Origin of the sequence: Bacteroides sp., from assembly GCF_029057325.1 — a bacterium.
Classification (GTDB): domain Bacteria; phylum Bacteroidota; class Bacteroidia; order Bacteroidales; family Bacteroidaceae; genus Bacteroides.
Window position 1 is genome coordinate 1 of sequence record NZ_JAICZW010000190.1, and the last position, 12,356, is coordinate 12,356.

General features: G+C 45.7%; 9 protein-coding genes and 1 pseudogene. 8 read left to right on the forward strand and 2 right to left on the reverse strand.

Translation table 11 applies throughout. The features are described 5' to 3' along the window. The first annotated feature begins 110 nt into the window (after positions 1–110). From K2G43_RS12675 to K2G43_RS12690, 4 genes are all read left to right on the forward strand, one after another. Complete coding sequence (locus tag K2G43_RS12675; protein WP_300155799.1) at positions 111–710, forward strand: FecR family protein; 600 nt, start codon at positions 111–113, stop codon at positions 708–710. Next, positions 710–1,177 (forward strand): hypothetical protein, encoded by a 468-nt coding sequence (locus tag K2G43_RS12680; protein WP_300155801.1) that lies wholly within the window; start codon positions 710–712, stop codon positions 1,175–1,177. The genes K2G43_RS12675 and K2G43_RS12680 overlap by 1 nt, the downstream gene beginning before the upstream one ends. Before the next feature lie 10 nt (positions 1,178–1,187). Next, complete coding sequence (locus K2G43_RS12685) at positions 1,188–3,191, forward strand: RagB/SusD family nutrient uptake outer membrane protein (RefSeq protein ID WP_300155804.1); 2,004 nt, start codon at positions 1,188–1,190, stop codon at positions 3,189–3,191. A 230-nt stretch (positions 3,192–3,421) separates the two neighbouring features. After that, positions 3,422–5,758 (forward strand): beta-galactosidase, encoded by a 2,337-nt coding sequence (locus K2G43_RS12690; protein WP_300155807.1) that lies wholly within the window; start codon positions 3,422–3,424, stop codon positions 5,756–5,758. A gap of 127 nt (positions 5,759–5,885) precedes the next feature. Here the strand turns inward: K2G43_RS12690 and K2G43_RS12695 are convergent. Further along, positions 5,886–6,443 (reverse strand): annotated as a pseudogene (locus K2G43_RS12695) (RNA polymerase sigma-70 factor). A 342-nt stretch (positions 6,444–6,785) separates the two neighbouring features. Here K2G43_RS12695 and K2G43_RS12700 point away from each other — a divergent pair. The 3 genes from K2G43_RS12700 to dnaA all read left to right on the forward strand — a co-directional run bounded on the left by K2G43_RS12700 (position 6,786) and on the right by dnaA (position 10,642). After that, complete coding sequence (locus tag K2G43_RS12700) at positions 6,786–8,006, forward strand: N-acetylmuramoyl-L-alanine amidase (RefSeq protein ID WP_300155810.1); 1,221 nt, start codon at positions 6,786–6,788, stop codon at positions 8,004–8,006. Between the two features lie 7 nt (positions 8,007–8,013). Next, complete coding sequence (locus tag K2G43_RS12705) at positions 8,014–8,907, forward strand: MlaD family protein (protein WP_297645611.1); 894 nt, start codon at positions 8,014–8,016, stop codon at positions 8,905–8,907. 352 nt (positions 8,908–9,259) lie between these two features. After that, on the forward strand, positions 9,260–10,642 hold the full coding sequence (gene dnaA / locus K2G43_RS12710; RefSeq protein WP_300155813.1) for a chromosomal replication initiator protein DnaA: 1,383 nt from the start codon (positions 9,260–9,262) through the stop codon (positions 10,640–10,642). Positions 10,643–10,714: 72 nt separating this feature from the next. Here dnaA and K2G43_RS12715 read toward each other — a convergent pair whose 3' ends face one another. Beyond that, positions 10,715–11,449, reverse strand: coding sequence for an NADPH-dependent oxidoreductase (locus K2G43_RS12715; protein ID WP_300155815.1), 735 nt, complete (start codon positions 11,447–11,449; stop codon positions 10,715–10,717). Positions 11,450–11,875: 426 nt separating this feature from the next. On the opposite strand from K2G43_RS12715, the gene K2G43_RS12720 reads away from it, so the two are divergent. Then, positions 11,876–12,356: ribonucleotide reductase N-terminal alpha domain-containing protein (locus K2G43_RS12720; protein ID WP_300155818.1), on the forward strand; the 481-nt coding region annotated here is incomplete at its 3' end.

Consider the following 12,356-nt stretch of genomic DNA (forward strand, 5'->3'; position numbering starts at 1 on the left):
CTAAAAATGCGTGGCTTTTTCATTCGGCAAAAAAAACTCTCTTTTTTACTAGGGGACTCCTCCCTTCATTCGCTATTATAACAGAAAAGAGAAAAATTGAACGAATCAGAATGGATAAAGACCTGCTATATCGCTTTTTTGAAAGGCGTGCATCCGTGGAGGAAATGAAGGAAATAAAACAATGGACCGAGCTTTCCGATGCGAACCGTGATTTGTTGTACAAAGAACGGAAGTTGTTCGATGCCATGCAAGTACTGGCATCTCCCGGTTCGGGGCAGAACAGCATGACATCCTCACGTAAACCTCTTCAGAAGACATGGGTACGCGAGTGGATGAAGATAGCCGCCACCATTGTAGTGACAGTCTGCATCACAGCTACTTTCTTTTCAATAGGTAATGACAATACAAACTTAGCCATGCAGACTGTCACTGTTCCTCCCGGCCAACGTGTCAACGTCACCCTTCCCGACGGTACGGATGTCTGGCTGAATGCGGGGACTTCCCTTCGCTATCCCGTCTCTTTCATGAAAGACAAACGCGAAATAACGTTGGATGGCGAGGCCTATTTTGATGTGAAACACAACGAGAAATGCCCGTTTATCGTACATACTTACGCCATGGACGTGGAAGTGTTGGGCACCAGGTTCAATGTGGAAGCCTATTCCAAAGCTGGAAGGGATTTGACTTCCGCGCATTCTTCCAGGGTGTGATGAAGCGTGATATATGGAACGGCAGTGTTTATATATTCGGTGCAGGCGGTTACAATGGTCAGTGGGGCGCAGCCGGTCTTGATGCGGTCAGCGACTATTTCCGTGATGAAAACACGTGGTCGGTAAAAGAAGGATATACTAAACCCAACCTGAATGCTTATCTGCCCCGTCCGTTGTATAGCTACAAGAACGAACAGACTCAGACCCGTTACTTGCAGAATGCGGCTTACATCCGTTTGAAGAACTTACAGGTGGGTTATACCATTCCCGCAACTATCACTTCACATTGGGGCATTGAAAGCCTCCGCATCTTCTTCTCCGGTGAAAACTTGTGGACAGGAACAGGCGTAAAGAAACAATACGCCCCGGAAACCATCGGATATGACCCGAACAACTGGTCTGATTATGTAGGTATGAGCTACCCGCTTTCCAGAACATTGTCATTCGGATTAAACATAACTTTATAAACAAATCACCATGAAATTGAAATCATTTAGAATATTATCAAACGCTTTGTTGTTATCGGCAGCATTGACATCTTGCGAAAGTTTCTTAGACAAAGAACCGCTCTCTTACGTTACTCCGGAAGATTATCTTCGGTCAGACGACCAAATACAGGCAATTGCCAACGGCTTCTACACCAACGTAGCCCCCGCCACATTGGGTGCCTTCTCTGATGGAAATACGGACATCCAGGCAGGGCTTTCGGCTAACGGCATGTATGCCGAAGGACAATGGAAAGTCGCTTTGGACAACAGCAACTGGAATTGGGAACAGGTCAGAAACTTAAACTACGCCATCAATGCCACGCTTGACCGTTTTGAAAAGGGAGAAATCAAAGGTAGCACTTACAACATTGAGCAATACATTGGCGAGCTCTATTTCTTCCGCGCTTACCGTTATTTTATCATGATGAGGAACTGGGGTGACCTTCCCATTGTGACCGAAGTTATGCCTGCCAATGAAGAAATCTTGGTGGCTGCCAACAAACGCAGACCTCACAACGAAGTGGCGCGCTTTATCATCGCCAATCTGGATACAGCGCGAACTTATCTGAAAGATGGATTTGATGCGACCCGCAACCGTGTGTCAAGGGATGTTGCCACTCTTACAAAATCTCGTGTTGCCTTGTATGAAGGTACTTGGCTGAAGTATTTCAGCGGCACTCCGTTCGTTGCCAATGGTGAAGGTTGGCCCGGAAAAAGCAAGGATTACAATGCCGACTATCAATATAAGGCAGGAAGTGTAGAAAACGAAAGCAAGTATTTCCTTGAAATCGCTGCTGAAGCTGCACAAGAAGTGGCAGAGAAGTATAAAGGTCAGCTGACTCAGAACACGGGCATCGTTCCGCAGGCTGATTCAGACGTGAACCCATACTTCTATATGTTCGGTGCGGTGGACATGTCAGTATATCCCGACATCCTGATGTGGAGAGCTTACGATAAGAGTCAGTCCGTGACAAACAGCTCTGAAATTGCCGTACAATTCGGTAACTGGGGCGTAGGCGTAACCCGCAACGGTGTTGAACGTTTCGTGATGAACGACGGTAAGCCTTGGTATGCTTCACACAATGGATTCGCTTACGATGATTCTACCATCGGCAGCATCCGTGAAGTAACCGACCCTCGTCTTTCTATTTTTTTGAAAGAGCCGGGACAGAAAAATATATTCAAGAATATGGAATCTTCTGTAACTCATTCTGTACCAGTTGAACCTGTTCCTGATATCACGAATGATGACAGCCAGAAAGGATATTCTACCGGATATACGCTCCGTAAAGGAGGAACATTTGACAAGGCATTGTGCGAAAACGGATTGTCTTATAATGGTGCCATCTCTTTCCGCGCTACCGAAGCTTTGCTCAACTACATTGAAGCTGAATATCTGTTGACAAACAACATCCAGTCCGGACACATCTTGGAGTATTGGAAAACCATCCGTACCGCTGCCGGATTCAAGGGCGATGCGATAGATCCGATGACCACCATTAATGCTACAGATATGGCCATGGAAAAGAGCGACTGGGGCTCTTACAGCGCTGGCAAGCAATTGACCGATGCTGTGCTGTTCAACATCCGCCGCGAACGTTGTTGCGAATTGTTCGGTGAAGGTTTGAGAATGTTCGACTTGATACGCTGGCGTTCATTCGACCAGATGATTGACGAACCTTACCACGTGGAAGGTTTCCACCTCTGGAACACTCCGATGGAAGTGTGGTACGACCAGTTGGTTTACGACGGTTCTTCTTCAGCCAATGTGTCTAGTCCCGAGGTTAGCGAGTATCTCCGTCCGTATGAAAAGAACATGACTTCCGGTAACTTGTTTAGAAATGGTTATACCTGGAAGATGGCTCATTATTTGCAACCGATGCCTATACGCCAGTTCTTGCTGACGGCAGCCGACCATGCTTCTGTTGAGCAATCTTCTTTGTACCAGAATCCGTATTGGCCTACTACCGCTGATATGCCGGCGGAAAAATAGTACTTACATATTTCCCTCCTTCTCTGATATCTACCAAAGAGGGGGAGGGAATTTTTTATAAGCGTATGAAAATGCATGCCTTCGTGTGTGTAAAAGTATTTTTTTACAGAGATAAACGAACGTTTGTCGTGCCATGAAAAAGAATAAAAGCCGTTATTAGTAGATTTAGCCTAAAATTCTTTGTACCTTTATCCAGTAAAATTCAATTGTATAATTAAAATTAAATAAACATGAGATTCAAAAAACTACTGACATCAGTTCTTGTCGCATGCGCCTTGCTTACCGCTTCATGCACATCACAGAAACAAGAACCGCACCAGTTTGAAGTTGGGAACAAGACATTCCTGCTGGACGGAAAGCCGTTCATCATCAAGGCGGCAGAGATGCACTACACACGCATCCCAGCCGAGTATTGGGAACACCGCATCCAGATGTGCAAGGCGTTGGGAATGAACACTATCTGCATTTATGCCTTCTGGAACATCCACGAACAACGTCCCGGAGAATTCAACTTCAAAGGGCAGAATGACATTGCCGAATTCTGCCGCCTGGCGCAGAAGAATGGCATGTACATCATGTTGCGTCCCGGTCCGTATGTATGCTCGGAGTGGGAGATGGGAGGACTGCCTTGGTGGCTGCTGAAAAAGAAAGACATCCAACTGCGGACAAACGATGCCTACTTTCTGGAACGCACCAAAATCTATATGAACGAAATAGGAAAACAACTAGCTGACCTGCAGGCTCCGCGCGGAGGCAACATCATCATGGTGCAGGTGGAAAACGAATATGGAGGCTATGCCGTAGATAAGGAATACATAGCCAACATACGCGACATCGTGCGCGAAGCCGGATTCACGGATGTTCCCCTGTTCCAGTGCGACTGGAACTCCACCTTCCAACTGAACGGATTGGATGACTTGCTCTGGACCATTAACTTCGGTACTGGTGCCAACATTGACGCACAGTTCAAAGCCCTGAAAGAGGCACGCCCCGAAACACCGCTGATGTGTAGCGAGTTCTGGAGCGGATGGTTCGACCACTGGGGACGCAAGCACGAGACGCGTGATGCCGAAACCATGGTAGCCGGCATGCGCGACATGCTGGACCGCAACATTTCGTTCTCGCTGTATATGGCCCATGGTGGCACCACCTTCGGACATTGGGGAGGCGCCAACTGCCCGCCGTATTCCGCCATGTGCAGCTCCTACGACTACGATGCGCCTATCAGCGAAGCCGGATGGGCCACTCCGAAGTACCACAAGCTGCGCGAGATGCTGATGCAATATGCCGATTCGGGACAAGTGATACCCGATGTTCCGCAACCTTATCCGCTGATTGAGATACCGGCCATTCAGTTTGAAGAGACTGCCCGCTTGTTCGACAACCTGCCGGAAGCTAAAGAGTCGGAAGACATCAAGCCGATGGAAGAGTTTGACCAAGGTTGGGGAACCATCCTGTATCGTACCAAGCTGCCCGATGTGAAAGAGGGAACCGTGCTGCTGATAGACGAAGTACACGACTGGGCGCAAGTGTATGCCGACGGAAAACTGCTGGGCCGTTTGGATCGCCGTCGCGGTGAGAACAGCCTGACTCTGCCAGCACTGAAAGCCGGCACGCAACTGGACATCCTGGTGGAAGCTATGGGACGTGTGAACTTTGACTATGCCATTCACGACCGGAAGGGTATCACCGAGAAGGTGGAACTGCGCACCGATGACAACCGCACTACGCTGAAAGGCTGGCAAGTATATAGCTTCCCCACCGATGCTGTCTTTGCGGCACGGAAGGAGTTCCACAAGGGTGGCAAGACAGATGGTCCCGCCTACTATCGCGCCTCGTTTGAGCTGAAAGAGACTGGCGACGTATTCCTCGACATGCAGACTTGGGGTAAAGGCATGGTCTGGGTGAACGGAAAAGCCATCGGCCGCTTCTGGGAAATCGGCCCTCAGCAGACTTTGTATATGCCGGGATGCTGGCTGAAGAAAGGGAAAAACGAGATTGTGGTGCTCGACCTTCTGGGACCGGACAAGGCTGAAGTCAAAGGTCTGACGCAACCCATTCTGGACATGCTCCGCACGGAAGAACCCCTCACTCACCGCAAGGAGGGAGAGAGCTTGAACCTGAAAGGTGAGAAACCAGTGGCAACCGGCAAGATGGAAGCCGGAAACGGCTGGCAGGAGGTGAAATTCGCCCGTCCGGTGAAAGGCAGCTACTTCTGTCTGGAAGCTTTGGATGCACAGGACGGAAAAGAGACGGCTTCCATTGCCGAGCTTTATCTGCTGGACGAAAACGGGAAAACCCTCTCACGCCAGAACTGGCAGATAGACTACGCCGATAGCGAAAGCACCAGTTGGGGCAACTACACTGCCGACAAAGTATATGACTTGCAGGAATCCACCTATTGGAGTACGGCACGTGGAGCAGGATATCCGCACGCACTGGTCATAAACCTGAAGGGAGAATATGCCATCAGCGGTTTCCGCTACTTGCCCCGTGCTGAAGAGAACGCTCCGGGAGCCATCAAGTCTTATAAGGTATATGTAAAAGAGGAACCGTTCGTAAAGTAATGAAAGTAAGGATACTAACCAGGATTAAACAATAAATAATCTCTGTCTATATAAAAATGAAATCCGACAGGTATGGATGGAAGAAGCACCTGCTTCAAGAAATCCATGCCTGTCTTTTTTTGGGGGGCTAAAGCCTGAAAAGATTCATCAACAGCAAAGACGGCAGATAGTCTTTTAGAATTACGCGCAACAGCTTGGTTGCTTTAGAAATATGGAATTCAACGCCTTTGACGGTGATTCCCAAAGTGTCGGCTATCTCGGCATGGGGCTTGTTTTCGTAGCGGCTCATCACAAATACAAGCCGGGTTCGTTCGGGCATACGTTCCAGAGCTTCCTCCACCAGCTTTTGTATTTCAGCGGTGAATATGTCCGATGGCTCGAAGTTTTCCAATGTGGCAATTCGGGTTGAAAGTTCCCAGGAATGCAACTGGCGAAGCTCATCCGAAACATCCCGGCAGATTTGTTCGTGGCGAAGGTGGTCGATGCATTTGTGTTTGATGACAGTCAGCACGTATGCCGGAGCATTGGTTCCTTCCGACAATCGTTGCCTGTTGTCCTAAAAATAGGCGAATGACTCGCTGACAATGTCTTCCACAGCCATCCTGTCATCGATATATGTAGTAGCGAAGCGGATAAACCGCTGCTGATATTCATTGAAGAAATTGCTAAATTGATATAGATTCATCATTCCCAAGTTTGTGGAGAAAAGGCAAAATTTATATATTGTTTCAGAGCCTGAAATTACGAAAAAATATTATATGAAGACAATTTTGCGAAAGAAAACTATTCATTTCCTGTTTTTTTTCATTGGAAAGAGTTCGCGGGGGTGTATATAATTGCCGATAAGTTGGCTTAAGAGGAGAGTGTGACAAACCGGCATATCTCTATAAAAGTACTCAATTAAATCGGTTTCATCCACTAAAAATGAAAAGAAGAACAATAAAACGAAACATAAACGATGAGTTTTCTATAAATTTCCACTACATTTGCCGATTGAAATGAAGTGTATCATTTTGCCATGTTTTATATGAAACGATACAGACGATACATATTATATATAGGTATATGCTTGGGACTGCTCGCTTCTCCCTTATGTAGCGGCAGTGTCGAGGCGAAAGATTTTGTGGTTGTCATAGATGCCGGACATGGCGGGCACGACCCTGGTGCCATCGGAAAAATTTCCAAAGAAAAGAACATCAACCTGAAAGTGGCGCTCAAATTGGGTAAACTTATCCAAAACAATTGCTCCGATGTGAAAGTGGTCTATACACGAAACAGGGATGTGTTTATTCCCCTTGACCGACGCGCCGAAATAGCCAATAACGCCAAAGCCGATTTGTTCATTTCCATACATACCAATGCACTTGCCAATAACCGGACCGCCAAAGGTGCTTCGACCTGGACACTGGGTCTTGCCAAATCGGATGAAAACCTGGAAGTGGCAAAGCGGGAGAATGCCGTTATTCTTTACGAGAACGACTACCAGACACGGTATGCGGGCTTCAACCCCAATTCGGCGGAATCTTACATCATTTTCGAATTTATGCAAGATAAGTACATGTCGCAAAGTGTACACCTGGCCTCTTTGGTGCAAAAGCAATTCCGTTACACTTGTAAACGGGCAGACCGCGGCGTGCATCAGGCCGGTTTTCTGGTATTGAAAGCCAGTGCCATGCCCAGTATATTGGTGGAGCTCGGCTTTATCTCTACTCCGGAGGAAGAGAGATATTTGAATACGGAAGAAGGAACCACTTCACTTTCTAATGGCATATTCCGGGCTTTCCTGACTTACAAGCGCGAACAGGAAATCCGGTTGAAGGGGAGCAGCGACACTGTCCTGCCTGAAGACGTGCCGGACCCTGTTCGGGAAAAAGAGAACAGCATAGCGCCCCCCGAACCCAAAAACGCATCAAAAGCGGAAGGAAATCGGGAACCCCAGCATACACGGCAGGTGGAAAAATCGGCAGGAAATGATGGAATTGTGTTTAAAATACAGATTCTCACGTCGTCGCGTCCTTTGGCGAAAAACGATAAGAGGCTGAAAGGGCTGCAAAACGTGGAATACTATAAAGAGGGCGGAATCTATAAATACACCTACGGTGCGTCGCCCGATTATAACAAGGTGTTGCGCACCAAACGCAACATTGCAAGTAAATTTAAGGATGCCTTCATCATCGCTTTCAGGCATGGTGAAAAAATGGATGTCCGTATAGCCATCAGTGAATTTAAAAAAAATAGAAACAAATAAGATAATTATGAAGTATATTACAAAGGAAGTCAGAATTGGCATTGCAGGCATTGCTGCGCTCTGTATATTGGTTTATGGAATCAATTACCTGAAAGGCATACACATGTTCAAGCCCTCCAGCTATTTTTACGTAAAATTCCAGAACATCAACGGACTTACCAAATCGAGTCCGGTTTTTGCCGACGGTTTTCGTGTGGGCATCGTGCGTGATTTATGCTACGACTATACACAGCCAGGCAATGTGGTTGCCGAAATTGAGGTGGAACCTGACCTGCGTATTCCCAAAGGAAGTACGGCAGAATTGGCGGCCGAAATGCTGGGTGGCGTAAAGATGAACTTGCTGCTTGCCAATAATCCGCGGGAGAAGCATCAGGTGGGAGATACCATTCCTGGCGTGCTGAATAATGGTATGATGGAAAAGGTATCTACCATGATGCCGCAATTGGAACAGATGCTGCCTAAATTGGACTCTATTCTTGCTTCGCTGAACGCCATCCTTGCCGACCCTGCCATACCGGCTACCTTGCACAGCGTGCAAGACTTAAGCGCAAGTATGGCGGTAACAAGCCGTCAATTGCAGACTTTGATGAAGAACGACATTCCACAGCTGACCGGCAAGCTCAACGACATTGGCGACAACTTCGTATCTATATCCAACAACCTGAAGGAGATTGATTATGCCGCCGCTATGCAGAAAGTGGATATGACCCTGAACAATGTAAGAATGATTACAGACAAACTGACTCAGAAAGATAACACGGTCGGATTGCTGTTGAACGACCCTGCTCTATACAATAACTTAAGTGCCACTACTGCCAATGCGGCCAGTTTGCTTGAAGACTTGAAGTCGCATCCGAAACGGTATGTACACTTCTCCTTGTTTGGAAAAAAGGACAAGTGAGAAAAAAAAGTCGTTATGTAGATTTTATCTAAATAATAATCTCCCGTCCGAATGAAGAGGAAAGCCCTCATTTACTCTATCCAAAAGAGTAAAAAGGGCTTTTTCTGTTTCTCCGTAAAATAGAAAAATATCTTAATAATATCGGACAAGGAGTTGTTATACAGATGATTATGGAAATGTAACTGTCTTTGAGAAATACGCTTGAATAAGATTGATTGTAAGTTGTTGAAAATAAGGTATTTATTGTTCTATTTAAAAACGCAAGAAAAAAGCGATTTGTTTTTCTCGAATAAGATTGCCAATTTTGCAAGTGTAGAAGTTGTATTTAATTAATAAATGTGTAATGGCCGTTATGAGTGAAATGAATCATGTCGGGCTGTGGAATCGTTGTCTTGAGATTATCCGGGACAATATCCCTGAGCAGACATACAAAACATGGTTTCTTCCCATCATACCTTTAAAATATGAAGACAAAACGCTGGTCGTGCAAGTGCCCAGCCAGTTTTTCTATGAGTTTTTGGAAGATAAGTTCGTGGATTTACTGCGCAAAACTCTTTATAAGGTTATCGGGGAAGGCACTAAGCTGATGTATAACATTATGGTGGATAAGAGTTCGCGGAAAACCGTTGACTATGAGTCCACACAACGTACCATTATTCCGCAAAAGCAAGTGATAGACAAGAAGATTCCGCAGATCCTTATGCCGGAACTTGATCCTCACTTGAACCCGGAATACAATTTTGACACTTTCATCGAAGGCTACAGCAATAAGTTGTCGCGTAGCGTTGCCGAAGCCGTTGCGCTCAATCCGGCTAAGACCATCTTCAACCCGTTGTTTCTTTACGGAGCTTCGGGGGTAGGTAAAACGCATCTTGCCAATGCTATCGGAACCAAAATCAAAGAGTTGTATCCCGATAAGCGGGTGTTGTATGTGTCGGCACATTTGTTTCAAGTGCAATACACAGATTCCGTGCGCAACAATACAACCAACGATTTTATTAACTTCTACCAGACCATTGATGTCTTGATTATTGATGATATACAGGAATTTGCCGGTGTCACTAAAACTCAGAATACATTTTTCCATATTTTCAATCATCTTCACCAGAATGGTAAGCAGCTTATCCTTACTTCCGATCGTGCCCCCGTGTTGCTGCAAGGTATGGAGGAACGTTTGATTACACGTTTCAAATGGGGAATGGTGGCTGAATTGGAAAAACCGACCGTGGAACTCCGTAAGAATATTCTGCGCAATAAGATACACCGTGACGGCTTGAGGTTTCCGGGGGAGGTTATCAACTATATAGCTGAAAATGTAGGTGATAGCGTGCGTGACTTGGAAGGTATTGTTATTTCCATCATGGCGCACTCTACTATTTATAATAAGGAAATAGATTTGGAGTTGACGCAGCGCATCGTGCGTAAGGTGGTGAACTGCGAAAGTAAAGCTGTGACCGTTGATGAAATCATCAACACGGTATGTCGGCACTTCGGATTGGAGACAGCCGCTATTCATACGAAGTCCAGAAAGCGGGAAGTGGTACAAGCACGGCAGATAGCCATGTATTTAGCCAAGAACCATACCGACTTTTCGACGGCAAAGATCGGTACACTCATTGGTGGCAAGGATCACGCGACGGTGTTGCATGCTTGCAAAACCATCAAAGAATTGAAAGAGGTGGATAAGTCATTCCGTGCAGAACTGGATGAGATTCAATCTGCGTTGAAGAAATAGAAAAGTGTGATTATGTAAACCTCTCATGGTTTCGACACTCTTCTTTTATTTACTTGTTATATAAGCAGGGCTTTAAAAGCCCTGCTTTTTTATTGTTTCCCAAAGATGTTCTGACATGGCTTCGCTGTCTTTTTTCGTATAGCGCACGTCTGTAAATACCTGGGCTAATGTCTCTTTCTTGTTCTCCAATACATATTGTTGGTTTTCTGGTAACGACTCCTTATAGGCATATAGGCGGTCAATGTCTTCAGGTGTGTAGTCCTGATAGACTTCCTCGTGTACGATTGCTTCCAGAGGCAGGCGATCCACTTGTGCTGGCAATTCATCGGGCCATCCGACTGTTATTGTCGTAATGGGAAAAACCAATTCGGGCAATTCTAAGGCATTGATAATCATTTGCGGATTGTATGTGGTAGTGCCTAAGTAACAAATGCCCAATCCTTTCTCTTCGGCTGCCACGCAGAAGGTTTGTGCCATCAGCAATGCATCGACAGATCCTGTCACAAACCACTCCAGATTGTTATATCCCGGTTCGGCATTGCGCTGTTTGCACCATTTGCTGAAGCGGCGCAAATCAATGCAGAAGGTAAGCACTACCGGTGCCTTCTGTACCATCGGTTGATTGAAGTGTGCGGGAGCCAACTTCGCTTTACGTGCTGCGTCGCGCGTTATGATTACACTATAGGTTTGCATATTCCCTACCGTAGAAGCCCGGCAGGCGGTTTCGAGCAAATCATTTAACAAATCAGCAGGAATATCTTTTTGCTGATATTTTCGGATGGTTCTCCGTTGTTTCATGCTGTCCATTCTTTCTTTTTTTCTGCAAATATAATGGAACGGTGTGCAAAACACAAAGCGCCTTGCACGAAAAGTTATGCCAAAAGAAAGATTTCTTTTTTTTATGGAATCAAAGATGGGACAGAGGAAACCGGCTTCAAGAAATGCGTCCGCTTTCCTGGTTTCATGTCCAAAAGGAAAATGCTCCTGTCTGATAACTTGTTCATAATTTCTATTTTTGGATGACTTTTTTGTGTATATGATTTTGTTAATTATTTGTTTATGTGTGGTTTATCTATTTGTTTTGGATGGCTTTTCATTTGTTAATAAAAAGGGAAGATTTAATTTTGTCAGTTTGAAAAACATTCATAGCTTTGCAAACACATTTGTTAGTAATAAGGACGACTTCTACACATTTACTTATTTACTACTTATAAAATCAGAAGATATAGCACCGTGGAAAAGAAAATTTATTCCTACGACGAAGCCTATGAAGCATCTTTGCGGTACTTCCAAGGCGACGAATTGGCTGCGAGAGTTTGGGTTAACAAATACGCAGTCAAAGATTCTTTCGGAAATATTTACGAGAAATCGCCGGAAGATATGCATTGGAGAATCGCTAATGAGGTAGCCCGTATTGAGGCTAAGTATCCTAATCCGTTAAGTTCAGAAGAACTTTTCGACTTGTTCGACCACTTCAAGTACATTGTCCCTCAAGGAAGTCCGATGACCGGCATCGGTAACAACTATCAAGTGGCTTCCTTGTCCAATTGTTTTGTAATTGGTGTGGATGGAGAGGCGGATTCGTATGGCGCTATCTTCAAAGTGGATGAAGAGCAGGTGCAACTGATGAAACGCCGTGGTGGTGTAGGGCACGATTTGTCACACATTCGCCCGAAAGGTTCTCCGGTAAAGAACTCCGCATTGACTTCCACCG

Coding starts and splice junctions, on each gene's coding strand:
- K2G43_RS12715 (WP_300155815.1), bottom strand. CDS start 11,449: ATGGACAGCATGAAACAACGGAGAACCATCCGAAAATATCAGCAAAAA.
- dnaA (WP_300155813.1), top strand. CDS start 9,260: ATGAGTGAAATGAATCATGTCGGGCTGTGGAATCGTTGTCTTGAGATT.
- K2G43_RS12675 (WP_300155799.1), top strand. CDS start 111: ATGGATAAAGACCTGCTATATCGCTTTTTTGAAAGGCGTGCATCCGTG.
- K2G43_RS12680 (WP_300155801.1), top strand. CDS start 710: ATGAAGCGTGATATATGGAACGGCAGTGTTTATATATTCGGTGCAGGC.
- K2G43_RS12700 (WP_300155810.1), top strand. CDS start 6,786: ATGAAACGATACAGACGATACATATTATATATAGGTATATGCTTGGGA.
- K2G43_RS12690 (WP_300155807.1), top strand. CDS start 3,422: ATGAGATTCAAAAAACTACTGACATCAGTTCTTGTCGCATGCGCCTTG.
- K2G43_RS12705 (WP_297645611.1), top strand. CDS start 8,014: ATGAAGTATATTACAAAGGAAGTCAGAATTGGCATTGCAGGCATTGCT.
- K2G43_RS12685 (WP_300155804.1), top strand. CDS start 1,188: ATGAAATTGAAATCATTTAGAATATTATCAAACGCTTTGTTGTTATCG.